The following is a 14,539-nucleotide window of genomic DNA, read 5'->3' on the forward strand; positions in this document are numbered from 1 at the left end:
TTCAAATCCTCGGAGAAATTTGCAAGAAAACAGGTACTGGCAAAACCATACCTTGCAAATCGTGTACCCATCAATCCGAAGAATCACCAGTCAGATCAACGGCTTGTGAGTTGTTCAGGGCGGACTACCTAGCAAGCTGCCGTCCAGCGCTGCATCGAGGTCAGCGCTGTCGGAGATGATGCAGGCAGACTTGCCGCCCAACTCCAGATCCCATTTTTTGAGACCTTGACCGGCAGCCGCAGCAATGGCGCGTCCCGCCGCGCCACCGCCAGTAAATGACAGCATTCCAACTTGCGGATGTTGAGTGAGCGCTGCGCCGGTAACGTGGCCACGGCCATTGACCATATTCACGACGCCGGCCGGCACGCCCGCTTCGAGCAGCAAGGTCATGAAACGCGCCAATGCCAGCGGCGTGTATTCGGACGGTTTAATGACGCAGGTATTGCCAAAGGCCAAAGCCGGCGCGATCTTGGAGGTGGCCAGCATCAACGGAGCGTTCCAGGGCGAAATCAGGCCGCAAACGCCTACGGGATCACGGTGCACATAGCGCTGGAACTGATCGTCGAGCCGTACAGCGCGCTCGGCAGCCTGGCTGAGCGAGTCGGCGTAGAAACGGAAATTGCGCGCCACCCGAGCGGTGACCATGGCCGCAGCCACGCGCGTCGGTATTCCCAGATCCAGTGACTCCAGATAGCACAGCTCAGCGCTGTGTTGCTCTGCCAGGTCGGCCACGCGCCGCAGGATGGCAGCGCGCTGCTCCACGGGCAAGCCATGCCAGCGCGCCTGCTCGAACGCCGTTGCTGCCGCCTGAACGGCGCGGCCAACCTCTCGATCATCAGCCTCACACAACTGGGCCTGTCGCTCTTCCGTGCTGGGGTTGATGACGTCCAATCGGTGGCCGCCCGTAGCCGGCGGCACAAAGGCGCCGTCAATAAAGCTAGTAACGAGTTCAGGGTGTTTCACATCGCCCATCGGGTCTGCTCCTGGTTGCGTAGAAAAAGGCATGGCAAACGCTCAGGGCGCCCAGATGCCGCCGTTGACATGTAATACCTGCCCGGTGATATAGCTTGCCGCTGGCCCCGCCAGAAACAGAATGGGCCCGACCATCTCGCTGGGATCGCCCAGGCGCTGCAGTGGCACGAACTTCGGATAGGTCTGCATATCTATGCCCTGGCTGGTGCGCGCTTCGCGGCCGGTGCCGCCCGTGAGAAAAGCCGTTTTGAATACGCCCGGGGACACCACATTGACCCGAATCTTCGGGGCGCACTCGGTAGCCAGCGCCTTGCCCAAAGACACAACTCCCGCTTTGGCTGCCGCATACGCGGCATAACCCCCATGAATCACGCGATGACCAAAGGTGGAAGCGGTCAACACCATGCAGGGATCGGTACCCTGCTCCAGCAAAGGGATGGCAGCGCGGGCCGCCAAAAACATGCCGCGGAGGCAGGCACTGGTCACAGCATCCCAATCGGCAGTCGGCAATTCGCGCACCGGCACCGGCTCGCCGGTGTATCCCGCCAAGTTCACCAAAATGTCAAGGGCACCCCAAACAACGCAGGCGACAGCTTCGCGTCACAAGCCCATGCGAAGATGGCTGCTGCACCTCAGGCGCTCCATCTCTTCCATGCCATCGATCATCTTCTCGCACGCCAACAGCTTCCCCGCCAGCACCTACCGCCTGCTGTTCGAGCAGTTGCGCGCACGCGGCTTTGGGGTGAGCGCGGTCGAGCGCTTCGGGCACGACCCACACTATCCGGTCAGCAGCAACTGGCCGCACCTGGTGCAGCAGCTGGCCGACTTTGCCCGCGCGCAGCAGCAGCGCAGCGGCGAGCCGGCATTTCTGGTCGGCCACTCGCTGGGCGGGTTTCTGAGCGTGATGACCGCCGCGCGCCACCCGGAGCTTGCGCGCGGCGTGCTTCTGATTGACTCGCCGCTGGTGGGTGGCTGGCGCGCCGGCGCCATCCAGGTGGCCAAGAGCGCGCAGGTGGTAGGGGCTCTCACGCCCGGGCGCATCAGCCGCGCGCGGCGCAACGCCTGGGCCAGCACCGAGGAGGCGCTTGCCCATTTTCAGCGCAAGAAGGTGTTTGCCCGCTGGCACCCCGAGGTGCTGCACGACTACGTCACACACGGCCTGGTCGACCAGGACGGGCGGCGCATGCTGGCGTTTGACCGCGCGGTGGAGACGCAGATCTACAACACGCTGCCGCACAACCTGGGGCCGCTGCTGCGCCGCCACCCGCTGCGCAGCCCGGCGGCCTTCATCGGCGGGCGCCAGTCGCTGGAGATGCGCCAGGTGGGCATGGCGCTGACCGAGCGCATCACGCAGGGGCGCATCATGATGCTCGACGGCAGCCACCTGTTCCCTATGGAGCAGCCCGTGGCAACGGCCGCGGCCATCGAGGCGGCGCTGCGCAACCTGGAAGCGCTCACCCCGCGAGCGGTGTGATTCCATTTCTATATCAACCGATTACTTTGTCGGCTTCGCTTGTCGTGCTACAGCACTGTCTGCGCTTCACCTTCGCGTACTCGATCGATATAGAAATGGAATGAGCCAAGTATTCAATTGCGCCAGGCCAGGCCAACGCCCACGCTGTAGTTGCCGGACTTGAGCGTCAGCGGGCTGCGCCGCGCCGGCCCCTGCAGCTGCGAATAGCCCAGGCCGCCAAACGCGATCCAGTGGTTGGACAGCGCGGTCTTGAGCTCCAACCCCAGGTGCGTGCTGTACAGCCCAGCGCTTGGGCGATAGGCCGGCAGCGGCGTGGTCACGCCCGAACGCTCGGCGGGCACGCCAAAGTAGCTGCGCATATAGGTGCCGTCGGCCAGCGTGAAGCCAGCGGCCAGCGTCAGCTCGCTGCGCGCGGCGGGGCGAAAGATGACGTTGACGGTATTGAGCCAGGTCGCGCCGCCTTCGCGGCCCAGCAAGTCCTGGTTGACCGAGCTGCGCAGGTACACGTCGGGCGTGAAGTCATAACCCAGCGCCAGCCGCCCGCGCAGCGTGCGGCGCACATCGGGCAGGCCTTGCAGCATCGCGTCGTCGCCGCTCTTGCGCCCGCCGCCCAGGCGCAGGCCGGCGCTCAGGCGCCAGCGCCCGCGCTCGATCAAGCGTGCTGTGACGCCAGACGATGAACGCAGATCCTGGTCGAAGTCCAGCAGCGACCCGCCGCCGCCCGTGCTGATCGTGAACCGCCCCAGTTCCAGCCCGATGACCGGGCGCGCGCCGGTACTGCGCCGGTTGCTGCCCATGTAGCTGGCACCGTGATCGATCCTCAGCCCCAGCGCCCAGGTGTAGCTCTCGCGGCTGGGATCGGCCGGCGCGCGCAGCTGGGCGGCGGCTGGCACGGTCAGCGCCAGCGTGGCGGCAGAGGCAAGAAGGCAGGGCAGACAACGCATGCGGCCATTATGTGCCCGCGATGGCCTTCATACGCCGGCACCGCACACCATGGCGCGGCCCCGGCGGCCAGTGGTCAGGCATGCCACTGAATCCAGCCGGACGCGGCCGTCCCCCAGACGATCAGGCCGAACGCAATGCGGTACCAGGCAAACGGCGTGAAGCTGTGCGCGCTGATGTAGCGCAGCAGCCAGCGCACGCATAGCCAGGCGCTGATGAAGGAGAAAACCAGGCCGACCGCGAACAGCGGCACGTCGTCCATCGACAGCAGCGCGCGCTCCTTGTACAGGCTGTAGACGCCGGCGCCGATCAGCGTCGGGATCGCCAGAAAGAACGAGTAGTCGGTCGCCGCCTTGCGCGACAGGCCCAGCAGCATGCCGCCGATGATGGTCGCGCCGCTGCGGCTGGTGCCCGGCACCATGGCCAGGCACTGCACCAGGCCGACCTTGAGCGCGTCCCACGGCCCCATGTCGTCGACGCTGGCTACGCGCACGCTGGTCTGCTGACGCCGCTCGGCCCACAGAATGACCAGGCCGCCGATGATGAAGGTGCTGGCGACAATGTATGGCGTGAACAGATGTTCCTGGATCGCCTTGCCCATCAACAGGCCCAGTACGACGGCCGGGAAGAACCCGATCAGCACGTTGAGCGTGAAGCGCTGCGCCTGGCGCTGGGTGGGCAGTTGCACCAGCGTGTCGCGGATGCGCTGCCAGTACACCAGGATGACCGCAAAAATGGCGCCGGTCTGGATCGCGATGTCGAACACCTTGGCCTTGTCGTCGTCAAAGCCCAGCAGCGCGCCGGCCAGAATCAGATGGCCGGTCGACGAGATGGGCAGAAACTCGGTCAATCCCTCGACCACGCCCATGATGGCGGCCTTGAGCAGCAAAACGGTATCCACGCGCACTTCCTTGTTTTACGGAAAAAACAGAAGATTATCGGTGCTGCCGGCGGCTCATCCTGGCGTGCCAAGTGGCACAGCCCATTGGATTGCTCGGGCGTACCCCGGCCGGCGGTCTGCCGCCCCGTGCTGCACACGCGACGCCAGTCACAAATCAACAACTGCCGGACCCGCGGAGCCCAAGGCTGCCCGAGAATGGGCGCTTTCATCGACTTTCCATCCAGGCCACGGACTCTTGCACGCATGACCCTCCGCTCCTCCACTGCCCTGCCCTCTGGCATGGCCACACGCTCACTGGTCTGGATGTTGGTGGCGCTGATCTCGGGCTTCTCGCTCAGCCAGGCGTTTCGCACCGTAGCGGCCATTCTGGCCGCGCCGCTGCAGACGGACTGGGCACTGTCGCCCCAGCAACTGGGCGTTTTTGCCGCGGCGTTTCACTTTGCCTTCGGCGCCATGCAGCTTTTCATGGGCATAGGCATCGACCTGTACGGCGTGCGCCGCACCATTTTGGTGGCGTTCCCACTGGCGATTGTCGGCAGCGTGCTGTCGGCGCTGGCGCCGGGCTACGGCACGCTGGTATTTGCGCAGGTGTTGATCGGTGTGGGTTGCGCGCCGGCGTTTCTGGTGTGCACCGTCTTCATTGCGCGCCACTTCGCGCCGCAGCGCTTTGCCGCCATGTCGGGCCTGGCGCTGGGTTTGGGCACGGTGGGCATGCTGCTGACGGGCACGCCGCTGGCCTGGCTGGTGCAGCAGTGGTCGTGGCGCGCCGGCTTCGTCGCACTGGCAGTGCTGGCGGCGCTGGCCTGGTTGTGGATGGCGCGCTGTGTGCACGAGCCCGCCGCGCACCACGGCGCGCCGCCCGCCGCCGAGCGCGAATCGGTGCACCAGGCGGTGCTGCGCTTTGCCGGTCTGTTCGCCCTGCCCCACACCTGGGGCATCGTCGCGCTGGGCGGCGTCACCTACGCTGCGCTGATCTCGCTGCGCGGCCTGTGGATGGGGCCGCTGCTGATCGAGCGCCACGGCTATTCACTGGTGGCCAGCGGCAACGCGGCGCTGGCGCTGTCGGTCATTGCGCTGTTCGGCCCCATCGTGTTCGGCCGCATCGACCCGGGCGCGGCCACGCGCCGGCGCTGGCTCGTCGCCTGCACGCTGCTGACCGCGGGCCTGTTTGCGCTGCTGGCGCTGGGTATCGACGGCGCGCTGGACGTGGCGCTGATGCTGGCCATCGGGCTGCTGTCGGGCTTCATCGTGCTGCAGTACGCCGACGTGCGCGCCGCCTACCCGGCGCACCTGACCGGGCGCGCGATGGCTGCGTTCACGATGGCGATGTTCCTCGGCGTGGCGGCCATGCAGTGGGCTACCGGCGCAATTGCGTCGATGGCCGAGGCGCATGGCGCCGACCCCTACGCCTGGGTCATGGCGGGCATTGCCGCAATGCTGGCACTGTCTGCGGCCGCCTTTGCATGGCTGCCACAGCCGCCCGTGCAGGTGGCGGCGCAGGCCTGACGCCTCTTGGAAGAATCCGCCAGGCCTGCGGCCCGGCGGAGTACCCCATCAGATGTGCAGCGCCTGGCCCAGCGCCTTGAGCGCCGCCTCCTGCACCGCCTCGCCCAGCGTCGGGTGGGCGTGGATGGTGTGGGCCACGTCCTCCAGGCAGGCGCCCATCTCGATGGACTGGCCGAAAGCGGCGGACAGCTCCGACACGCCGCGCCCCACGGCCTGCCAGCCCAGGATGAGGTGGTCGCTCTTGCGCGCCACCACGCGCACGAAGCCGCTGCTCGACTGCAGCGTCATCGCGCGGCCGTTGGCGGCAAACGGGAAGGCCGCTTCGATGCAGTCCACACCGGCGGCGCGCGCCTGCGCCGGCGTCTGGCCGGCGACGACGACCTCGGGGTCGGTAAAGCACACTGCGGGAATGGCCGCGGGCTCGAAGCGCCGGTTCTGGCCCGCGATCTGCTCGGCCACGCATTCGCCCTGCGCCATCGCGCGGTGCGCCAGCATGGGCTCGCCGGTCAGGTCGCCAATCGCCCAGACGCCGCGCATCGAGGTCTTGCAGTGCACGTCGACCGCGACGTGGCGCCCGGCCATGTCCAGCTGCAGCCCTTCCAGGCCAAAGCCCGTGGTGCGCGGGCGCCGGCCCACGGCCACCAGCACACGGTCGGCCGGCAGCGCGAACTCGTCGGCCCGCGCTGTGCGCACGTGCACACCCGACTTGGCGTCCCAGCCCGCAACGCTGCACGCCAGGTGCAGCACCACGCCGCTTTTCTTCAGCGCGTCGAGCACCGGCTGGGTCAGTTCCTCGTCGTAGCTGGGCAGCACGCGCTGGGCGGCCTCGACCACGGTCACCTCGGCGCCCAGCTTGCGATAGGCCATGCCCAGCTCCAGGCCGATGTAGCCGGCGCCGACGACGACCAGGCGCTTCGGTATCACGTCGGGCGAGAGCGCGTCGGTCGACGACCAGATCGCGCCGCCGAACGGCATGCTGGGCAGCTCGACGGGCTCAGAGCCGGTGGCCAGCAGCAGGTGCTCGCACTGCACGCGCTGGCTGGCGCCGCCCGGCAGCGCCACGGTGACGGTCTTGCCGTCCTCGACATGCGCCCAGCCCTTGAGCACCTTGACGCCGGCCTTGCGCAAGAGCGCGCCGACGCCGCCGGTCAGGCGCGTGACGATGCCGTCCTTCCAGTGCACGGTTTTGGCAATGTCGATCTGCGGATCGGCCACACGAATGCCCAGCTCCGATCCCTTGGCCTGCGCGCGCGCCTGGTCAAAGGCCTCGGCGGCGTGGATCAGCGCCTTGGACGGAATGCAGCCGATGTTCAGGCAGGTGCCACCCAGGCTGTCGCCCTCGACCAGCACCGTGGGAATGCCCAGCTGGCCGGCGCGGATTGCCGCCACATAGCCGCCGGGGCCGCCGCCGATCACCAGCAGCTTGGTCGTGATGTCTTTCGTCATATCGGTTTCACTCCACGAACAGCAGGGCCGGGGTTTCGAGCAGCGCACGCACCGCCTGGATGAAGCGCGCGGCATCCATGCCGTCGACGACGCGGTGGTCGAACGACGAGGACAGGTTCATCAGCTGGCGCGCCACCACCTGGCCGCCCTGCAGCATCGGGCGCTCGACCATGCGGTTGACGCCGACGATGGCCACTTCGGGGTGGTTGATCACCGGTGTGCTGACGATGCCGCCGAGCGCCCCCAGGCTGGTCAGCGTGATGGTCGAGCCGCTCAGCGCGTCGCGCGCGGCCTTGCCGCTGCGCGCCGCCTCGGCCACCTGGGCCACGCCTGCGGCAAACGCCCACAGATCCAGGCTTTCGGCGTGGTGCAGCACCGGCACCATCAGGCCGCCATCGGTCTGCGTGGCCACGCCCAGGTGCACCGCCTCGTAGCGCGTCACCACGCCAGCGTCGTCGTCGTAGCGGGCGTTGATCTGCGGGAAGTCGCGCAGTGCAACCACCATGGCACGCCCCAGGAAGGGCAGCAGCGTGAGCTTGCCCCGCGCCCCGCCGTGGATCTGGTTGAGCCGCTGGCGCAGTGCTTCCAGCTCGGTCACGTCCACCTCTTCGACATAGCTGAAGTGCGGAATGCGGCGCTTGGCCTCCTGCATCTTCTGCGCAATCTTGCGCCGCAGGCCAATGACGGGGATCTGCTCCTCGCCGTTGCGCTGCCGGTAGGACGAGCCGCCCTGCACCACCGCCTGGCCACCGCCTGCCACCCAGGCCTGCAGGTCGTGCGCCGTGATGCGCCCGGCCGGGCCGCTGCCTGCCACCAGGCGCAGATCCACGCCCAGGTCGAGCGCGCGCCGGCGCACCGCGGGCGATGCCAGCGGGCGCTCGCCCTCCTTGCGCGCCGTCGCGCGAGCTACGGCCGCGGCGGGTGCCGCTGCCGAGCGCGCTGGCGTGTGCGCTGGGGCGGGTGCGGGCGCAGGTACGTGCACAGGGGCCGGTGCGGGAGCAGGAGCGGCCGGCGGTGCCGCAGCAGGCGCCGCTGCCAGCGCAGGCGCCGCATGCGTGGCCGCGCCTTCCTTCAGATTGCCCTCGCCCTCGACCTCCAGGCGCACCAGTTCGGAGCCCACGGCGAGAACGTCGCCCGGGGCGCCGCCCAGCGCCAGCACCTTGCCGTGCGTGGGCGACGGCACCTCGACGGACGCCTTGTCGGTCATCACGTCCGCCAGGTGCTGATCCTCGGTGACCGCATCGCCCACCTGGACGTGCCAGCCCACCAGCTCTACTTCTGCAATGCCCTCGCCAATGTCGGGCACGCGAATGATGTAAATACCCATGTCATGCCTCCACTGCGCGTTTCAGGGCTTCGGCAACGCGCGAAGGCCCGGGGAAGTAAGCCCATTCCTGGGCGTGCGGATAGGGGGTGTCCCAGCCCGTCACGCGTTCGATGGGGGCCTCCAGCTGCCAGAAGCAATGCTCTTGCACCAGCGCGGCCAATTCGGCGCCAAAGCCGCTGGTGCGCGTGGCCTCGTGGACGACGACGCAGCGCCCGGTCTTTTTGACCGAATTGACGATGGTCTCCAGATCCAGCGGCCAGATCGAGCGCAGGTCGATGATCTCGGCGTCGATGCCGCTCTCGCGCGCGGCCGCCTCGCTCACCCAGACCATGGTGCCGTAGGTGAGCACCGTCACCGCCTTGCCCGGGCGCACGACTGCGGCGCTGGTCAGCGGGACGGTGTAGTAACCCTCGGGCACCTTGCCCATGGCATGCTTTGACCAGGGCACGACCGGCTTGTCGTGGTGGCCGTCGAACGGCCCGTTGTACAGGCGCTTGGGCTCCAGAAAGATCACCGGGTCGTCGCATTCGATCGACGCGATCAACAGGCCCTTGGCGTCATACGGGTTGCTGGGCATCACGGTGCGCAGGCCGCAGACATGGGTGAAGAAGGCCTCGGGGCTCTGGCTGTGCGTCTGCCCGCCGTAGATGCCGCCGCCGCAGGGCATGCGGATGGTCAGCGGCGCGGTGAAGTCGCCCGCCGAGCGGTGGCGCAGCCGCGCCAGCTCGGAGACGATCTGGTCAGTGGCCGGGTAGACGTAGTCGGCGAACTGGATCTCGACCACCGGCCGCAGCCCGTAGGCCGCCATGCCGATGCCGGTGCCGACGATGCCCGACTCGCTGATCGGCGCATCGAAGCAGCGCGTCTTGCCGTACTTGGCCTGCAGCCCCTCGGTGACGCGGAACACGCCACCGAAATAGCCCACGTCCTCACCGTAGACGACGACGTTGTCGTCGCGCTCCATCATCACGTCCATGGCCGAGCGCAGCGCGGCAATCATGGTCATCGGCACGGCTGCCGACTCTTGCCTGGTTTTCTCTGCCATGGCTCACACCCCCAATTGCTGGCGCTGCCGGCGCAGGTGCTCCGGCATGTCTTTGTAGACGTCGTCGAACATGGTCGCGGCGCTGGGCACGCGGCCATCGAGCAGCGAGCCGTGGCGCTCGGCCTCCTTCTGCGCGGCAATCACCTCGGCCTCCAACTCCTTCTGGGCGGCCTCGTGCTGCGCTTCGCTCCACTCGCCGGTCACGATCAGGTGCTTCTTCAGCCGCTCGATCGGATCGCCCAGCGGAAAGCGCTTCCAGTCGTCGGCCGGGCGGTATTTGCTCGGGTCGTCGGAGGTGGAGTGCGGGCCGGCGCGGTAGGTTTCCCACTCGATCAGCGTCGGGCCGTGGTTGCCGCGCGCGCGCTCGGCCGCCCATTGCGAGGCAGCGTAGACGGCCAGAAAATCATTGCCGTCCACGCGCAGCGAGGCAATGCCCACGCCCACGCCGCGCTGGGCAAACGTCGTCCCCTCGCCGCCGGCGATCGACTGGAAGGTGGAGATGGCCCACTGGTTGTTGACCACGTTGATGATGACCGGAGCGCGGTAGACGTGGGCAAAAGTGAGCGAGGTGTGGAAGTCGCTCTCGGCCGTAGAGCCGTCGCCGATCCAGGCCGACGCGATCTTCGTGTCGCCCTTGATGGCCGACGCCATGGCCCAGCCCACCGCCTGGGGCACCTGGGTGGCCAGGTTGCCCGAGATGCTGAAAAAGCCGGCGCGCTTGTACGAATACATGACCGGCAGCTGGCGCCCCTTGATCGGATCGCGCGTGTTGCTCATCAGCTGGCAGATCATCTCCACCAGCGAGACGTCGTCGCGCGCCAGCAGCAGGCCCTGCTGGCGGTAGGTGGGAAAGCACATGTCGCCGTCCTGCAGCGCCATGGAGTGGGCGACGGCCACGGCCTCCTCGCCCAGGCACTGCATGTAGAACGACAGCTTCTTCTGGCGCTGCGCCAGCAGCATGCGGGAGTCGAAGACGCGCGTCTTCATCATCGCGCGCAGGCCGCGGCGCAGGCGTTCGGGGTGCATGGCCGGGGCCCAGGGGCCAAGCGCCTGGCCGTCGTCATCGAGCACGCGCACCAGGCTGGTCGCCAGGTCTGCGGTGTCGGCCGCGGGGGTGTCGGGTGGGGGGCGGCGTATGCTGCCGGCCGGCGATACGCTGAGGTAGGAGAAGTCTGTCTTGTGGCCCGGACGCCCAGTCGGCTCGGGCACATGCAGCTTCAACGCTGTGTGCGATGTCATCCACGGTCTCCATGCGCGCGATTGTGTCGCGCGCCTTGTTGTATGACAGGGCAGCTGCCGCACGGGGTGGGTGCGGCGTGCTGCCCCTCTTGCGCTGGTGGCGCAGCGGCGGATTGTAGGGCCAGATTGCCTTGCGGCCCGCGATACCCGCACGCGGCGCATCACCCGACGGCCATTGTGGTGCGCAGCGCCGGCGCAGTCCACAACATCTGCACGCGCAGAGGCAATGGCTGCCCGGCGGCCCCGTCATGCAGGACATCCCTGATGCGCCTGCCCACGAAGCGCAACGCGGATGGCGCTACCATCTTGCGTGGCCTTGCGGCCTTCATTTTTTTCACCCTTCACGCAGCCCACGACGATGACTACGACCACCTTCGCCCCCATGCCCGATGCCAACGGTTTCTTCGGCCCCTATGGCGGGCAGCTGGTGCCGCCGCACCTCAAGCAGGCAATGGACGACATTGCCGCCGCCTACGCCGAGGTCACCAAGCGGCAGGACTTCCAGGACGAGCTGGCCCAGCTGTTTGCCGACTACGTGGGCCGGCCCAGCCCGATCTTTCACGCCCGGCGCCTGTCCGATCAGTTGGGTGGCGCGCAGATTCACCTCAAACGCGAAGACCTGAACCACACTGGCGCGCACAAGATCAACCACTGCCTGGGCGAGGCGCTGCTGGCCAAGTTCATGGGCAAGAAAAAGGTGATCGCCGAGACCGGCGCCGGCCAGCACGGCGTGGCGCTGGCCACGGCCTGCGCGCTGGTGGGCATTCCCTGCGAGATCCACATGGGCCAGGTGGACATCGAAAAAGAACACCCCAACGTCACCAAGATCCGCATTCTGGGCGCCACGCTGGTGCCGGTCACACGCGGCGCGGCAACGCTCAAGGAGGCGGTGGACAACGCCTTCGAGGAATACCTGACCAACCCCACCGACTACCTCTACGCCATCGGCTCGGTCGTCGGCCCCCACCCCTTCCCGATGATGGTGCGCGACTTCCAGAGCATCGTCGGGCGCGAGGCACGCGAGCAGTTCCAGGCCAAACACGGCAAGCTGCCCGACTATGCGGCTGCCTGCGTCGGCGGCGGCTCCAACGCCATCGGCCTGTTCACCGCGTTCCTGCAGGACGCGGGCGTCAAGCTCGTCGGCGTCGAGCCCTCGGGCGAAGGCGTGGACAAGCCAGGCCGCCACGCGGCAACGCTGAGCGTGGGCAAGCCCGGCGAGATCCACGGCATGAAGTGCTATGTGCTCGAAGACGCGCCGGGCGTGCCCGCTGCGGTGCACTCGATCGCCTCGGGCCTGGACTACCCCGGCGTCGGCCCGCAGCACAGCTATTTGAAGGACATCGGCCGCGTGCAGTACGAGGGCGTGACCGACCAGGAATGCCTCGACGCCTTCATGCGCCTGTCGCGCGTCGAGGGCATCATCCCCGCGCTGGAGAGCGCCCACGCCGTCGCCTGGGCCATGCGCGTGGCGCCCACGCTGCCCAAGGATTGCAACATCCTGGTCAACCTGTCCGGGCGCGGCGACAAGGACGCCGACTACGTCGCCAAGCTGCTGGGCATCTGAGCGACCCAATCCAACCGAAACAAAGGAAACACCCCATGGCACTGCCCCCAACGCGCCGCCGCAGCCGGCGCCAGCGCAAGAAGATGCGCATCGACGAATTCCAGGAGCTGGGCTTCGAGTACCAGCTGGAGCTCAAGGCCCCGCTGGAGCCGCAAGCCCAGGAGGCGCTGATGGATCGCTTCGTGCGCGACCTGCTGGCTCCGCGCAACCTGGCGGCAGCCGGCTGGGTCAGCGAGGGCTTCGTCACCGCCTTTGACTGCGGCTCGGCCAGCGACGACGACCGCCAGGCCACGCAGGCCTGGTTTGCCGCCCAGCCCGAGGTGGCCGAGGCCACGGTAAGCGCGCTCAAGGACGCCTGGTACGTGGAAGACTGAGGGGCCCCCCGCCGCCCCACCGCGCGCCATGACCCAGCCCCTGCCCTGGCTGCAACTGCAAGACCCGTTTCCCCCGGCGTCGCAAAGCTGGGGCGCTGGCTCCGACGCGCCCGGGCTGTTGGCCGCCGGCAGCGACCTGAGCGTGCCGCGGCTGCTTGCGGCCTACGCGGGCGGCATCTTTCCGTGGTTCAGCCACGGCCAGCCCATTCTGTGGTGGAGCCCCGACCCGCGCATGGTGCTGCCCGTGGCCGAGTTCCGCCTGCACCGCTCGCTGCGCCGCACGCTGCAGCGCTTTCGCGCCACGCCGGGCTGCCAGATCCGCGTCGACAGCGCTTTTGCCCAGGTGATTGCCGCCTGCTCAGGCACGCCGCGCGCGGGCCAGTCGGGCACCTGGATCGTTCCTGCCATGGTCGACGCCTACATTGCGCTGCACCGCGCGGGCCACGCCCACAGCGTGGAAACCTGGGTGGACGGGCAACTCGTCGGCGGGCTGTACTGCGTGGCGATCGGCAAGGCGGTGTTTGGCGAGTCGATGTTCGCCCACGCCAGCGACGCGTCCAAGATCGCGCTGGCGGCGCTGGTCGCGCTGTGCCGCGCGCAGGGCGTGCAGCTGATCGACTGCCAGCAGAACACCGCCCACCTGGCGTCGCTGGGCGCACGCGAGATCACGCGGGCGGCGTTTCTGCAGCACGTTGCCCACGCCAGTACCCTTGGCGCCTGCGACTGGCAATTCAGCCCCCTATACTGGAACGCGTTGTTGCCCTCCATGACCTCGGTGTGACCCAGCTCAACGAACTTCCGCTCCAAAGCCTGCAGTTCTATGCCACGGCGCCCTACCCCTGCAGCTATCTGTCCGGGCGCATGGCGCGCTCACAAGTGGCCACGCCCAGCCACCTGATCCAGAACACGGTGTATTCCGAGCTGGTCGCGCGCGGCTTTCGCCGCAGCGGCATGTTCACCTACCGCCCGTTTTGCGACGACTGCCAGGCCTGCACCCCGCTGCGCGTGCTGGTCGACGCCTTCACGCCCGACCGCAGCCAGCGGCGCGCGCAGCGCCGCCACGCCGGCCTGCAGGCGCGCGTGCTGCGCCTGGGCTTCGTGCCCGAGCACTACCAGCTGTACCTGCGCTACCAGATGGCGCGCCACGCCGGCGGCGGCATGGACCAGGACAGCATCGACCAGTACACCCAGTTTCTGCTGCAAAGCCGGGTCAACTCGCGCCTGGTGGAGTTCCGCGATCCCGCCAGCGACGGCCATGCCGGCGCGCTCAGGATGGTGTCCATCGTCGACGTGCTCGAAGACGGGCTGTCGGCCGTCTACACCTTCTACGACCCCGACGACGCGGGCAGCTACGGCACCTACGGCGTGCTGTGGCAGATCCAGCAGGCACGCGCGCTGGGCCTGCCTCATGTCTACCTGGGCTACTGGATCCAGGAGAGCGCCAAGATGAACTACAAGACCCGCTTTGCGCCCTGCGAGCTGCTGATCGACGGCCGCTGGCAGAGCCCGGGCCAGGCCGGCCTGTCGGTCACGCGCCAGGCCGAGGCGCCCCGGTCGTAGAAGGCCTAGGGCCTGTTAAGGATGCTCTGAATAACTCACCTCCAGGCGTGCTACGCCTGGGTTATTTTTCAGATGATGGAATTTGAGTTGACTTCGGCAGGGGCAACTATTTTTTTGCCCGCCGATCGGGGCGTTTTGCCCCTTTTGGCGGCCCGCGCCCTGCTTTCGGGCGCACTCATCCCCGTGCTC

13 protein-coding genes and 1 pseudogene are annotated in these 14,539 nt (G+C 67.8%); 6 read left to right on the forward strand and 8 right to left on the reverse strand.

Annotated features, from left to right (window positions below):
- Positions 1 to 114 precede the first annotated feature (114 nt).
- Together ABD767_RS16795 and ABD767_RS16800 are read right to left on the reverse strand one after the other, a co-directional pair.
- Positions 115 to 972, reverse strand: a complete 858-nt coding sequence (locus ABD767_RS16795; protein ID WP_344869976.1) for an aldehyde dehydrogenase family protein — start codon at positions 970 to 972, stop codon at positions 115 to 117.
- Between the two features lie 42 nt (positions 973 to 1,014).
- Positions 1,015 to 1,536, reverse strand: a pseudogene (locus ABD767_RS16800) (SDR family NAD(P)-dependent oxidoreductase); the annotation flags it as partial.
- 88 nt (positions 1,537 to 1,624) lie between these two features.
- Here ABD767_RS16800 and ABD767_RS16805 point away from each other — a divergent pair.
- Complete coding sequence (locus ABD767_RS16805; RefSeq protein WP_344869977.1) at positions 1,625 to 2,446, forward strand: alpha/beta hydrolase; 822 nt, start codon at positions 1,625 to 1,627, stop codon at positions 2,444 to 2,446.
- Between the two features lie 113 nt (positions 2,447 to 2,559).
- On the opposite strand, the gene ABD767_RS16810 is transcribed toward ABD767_RS16805, so the two are convergent.
- Both ABD767_RS16810 and ABD767_RS16815 read right to left on the reverse strand, forming a co-directional pair.
- Positions 2,560 to 3,390: a MipA/OmpV family protein gene (locus ABD767_RS16810; RefSeq protein WP_103046200.1), complete on the reverse strand. Its 831-nt coding sequence runs from the start codon at positions 3,388 to 3,390 to the stop codon at positions 2,560 to 2,562.
- Positions 3,391 to 3,464: 74 nt separating this feature from the next.
- Positions 3,465 to 4,289: an undecaprenyl-diphosphate phosphatase gene (locus ABD767_RS16815; protein WP_103046203.1), complete on the reverse strand. Its 825-nt coding sequence runs from the start codon at positions 4,287 to 4,289 to the stop codon at positions 3,465 to 3,467.
- 279 nt (positions 4,290 to 4,568) lie between these two features.
- Between ABD767_RS16815 and ABD767_RS16820 the strand changes: the two genes are divergently transcribed.
- A complete protein-coding gene (locus ABD767_RS16820) occupies positions 4,569 to 5,795 on the forward strand; it encodes an MFS transporter (protein ID WP_344869979.1) in 1,227 nt (408 codons plus the stop codon).
- A 48-nt stretch (positions 5,796 to 5,843) separates the two neighbouring features.
- Here the strand turns inward: ABD767_RS16820 and lpdA are convergent, their stop codons facing one another.
- From lpdA to ABD767_RS16840, 4 genes are read right to left on the reverse strand one after another with little or no spacing between them, the layout of a single operon-like run.
- Positions 5,844 to 7,241, reverse strand: a complete 1,398-nt coding sequence (gene lpdA / locus ABD767_RS16825) for a dihydrolipoyl dehydrogenase (RefSeq protein WP_103046199.1) — start codon at positions 7,239 to 7,241, stop codon at positions 5,844 to 5,846.
- A 7-nt stretch (positions 7,242 to 7,248) separates the two neighbouring features.
- Complete coding sequence (locus tag ABD767_RS16830) at positions 7,249 to 8,568, reverse strand: 2-oxo acid dehydrogenase subunit E2 (protein WP_103046198.1); 1,320 nt, start codon at positions 8,566 to 8,568, stop codon at positions 7,249 to 7,251.
- 1 nt (position 8,569) lies between these two features.
- The gene (locus ABD767_RS16835) at positions 8,570 to 9,613 is read right to left on the reverse strand and encodes an alpha-ketoacid dehydrogenase subunit beta (protein ID WP_344869980.1); all 1,044 of its coding nucleotides are present in this window, start codon (positions 9,611 to 9,613) and stop codon (positions 8,570 to 8,572) included.
- A 3-nt stretch (positions 9,614 to 9,616) separates the two neighbouring features.
- Positions 9,617 to 10,852: a thiamine pyrophosphate-dependent enzyme gene (locus ABD767_RS16840; RefSeq protein WP_103046197.1), complete on the reverse strand. Its 1,236-nt coding sequence runs from the start codon at positions 10,850 to 10,852 to the stop codon at positions 9,617 to 9,619.
- 358 nt (positions 10,853 to 11,210) lie between these two features.
- On the opposite strand from ABD767_RS16840, the gene trpB reads away from it, so the two are divergent.
- The 4 genes from trpB to ABD767_RS16860 are packed head-to-tail and all read left to right on the forward strand — an operon-like array spanning position 11,211 to position 14,350.
- Positions 11,211 to 12,416 (forward strand): tryptophan synthase subunit beta, encoded by a 1,206-nt coding sequence (gene trpB / locus ABD767_RS16845; RefSeq protein WP_103046196.1) that lies wholly within the window; start codon positions 11,211 to 11,213, stop codon positions 12,414 to 12,416.
- 35 nt (positions 12,417 to 12,451) lie between these two features.
- Positions 12,452 to 12,790: a 50S ribosome-binding protein YggL gene (locus ABD767_RS16850; RefSeq protein WP_103046195.1), complete on the forward strand. Its 339-nt coding sequence runs from the start codon at positions 12,452 to 12,454 to the stop codon at positions 12,788 to 12,790.
- 28 nt (positions 12,791 to 12,818) lie between these two features.
- The gene (aat, locus tag ABD767_RS16855; protein WP_103046194.1) at positions 12,819 to 13,571 is read left to right on the forward strand and encodes a leucyl/phenylalanyl-tRNA--protein transferase; all 753 of its coding nucleotides are present in this window, start codon (positions 12,819 to 12,821) and stop codon (positions 13,569 to 13,571) included.
- Positions 13,568 to 14,350 carry an arginyltransferase gene (locus ABD767_RS16860; RefSeq protein WP_103046193.1) on the forward strand — a complete coding sequence of 261 codons (783 nt, stop codon included), beginning with the start codon at positions 13,568 to 13,570 and terminating at the stop codon, positions 14,348 to 14,350. The genes aat and ABD767_RS16860 overlap by 4 nt, the downstream gene beginning before the upstream one ends.
- The last annotated feature ends 189 nt before the right edge of the window (positions 14,351 to 14,539 follow it).

Origin of the sequence: Comamonas faecalis (assembly GCF_039538025.1) — a bacterium.
GTDB classification, from domain to species: domain Bacteria; phylum Pseudomonadota; class Gammaproteobacteria; order Burkholderiales; family Burkholderiaceae_C; genus Comamonas_C; species Comamonas_C faecalis.

Coding starts and splice junctions, on each gene's coding strand:
- ABD767_RS16795 (WP_344869976.1), bottom strand. CDS start 972: ATGGGCGATGTGAAACACCCTGAACTCGTTACTAGCTTTATTGACGGC.
- ABD767_RS16805 (WP_344869977.1), top strand. CDS start 1,625: ATGCCATCGATCATCTTCTCGCACGCCAACAGCTTCCCCGCCAGCACC.
- ABD767_RS16810 (WP_103046200.1), bottom strand. CDS start 3,390: ATGCGTTGTCTGCCCTGCCTTCTTGCCTCTGCCGCCACGCTGGCGCTG.
- ABD767_RS16820 (WP_344869979.1), top strand. CDS start 4,569: ATGGCCACACGCTCACTGGTCTGGATGTTGGTGGCGCTGATCTCGGGC.
- lpdA (WP_103046199.1), bottom strand. CDS start 7,241: ATGACGAAAGACATCACGACCAAGCTGCTGGTGATCGGCGGCGGCCCC.
- ABD767_RS16830 (WP_103046198.1), bottom strand. CDS start 8,568: ATGGGTATTTACATCATTCGCGTGCCCGACATTGGCGAGGGCATTGCA.
- ABD767_RS16835 (WP_344869980.1), bottom strand. CDS start 9,613: ATGGCAGAGAAAACCAGGCAAGAGTCGGCAGCCGTGCCGATGACCATG.
- ABD767_RS16840 (WP_103046197.1), bottom strand. CDS start 10,852: ATGACATCGCACACAGCGTTGAAGCTGCATGTGCCCGAGCCGACTGGG.
- trpB (WP_103046196.1), top strand. CDS start 11,211: ATGACTACGACCACCTTCGCCCCCATGCCCGATGCCAACGGTTTCTTC.
- ABD767_RS16850 (WP_103046195.1), top strand. CDS start 12,452: ATGGCACTGCCCCCAACGCGCCGCCGCAGCCGGCGCCAGCGCAAGAAG.
- aat (WP_103046194.1), top strand. CDS start 12,819: ATGACCCAGCCCCTGCCCTGGCTGCAACTGCAAGACCCGTTTCCCCCG.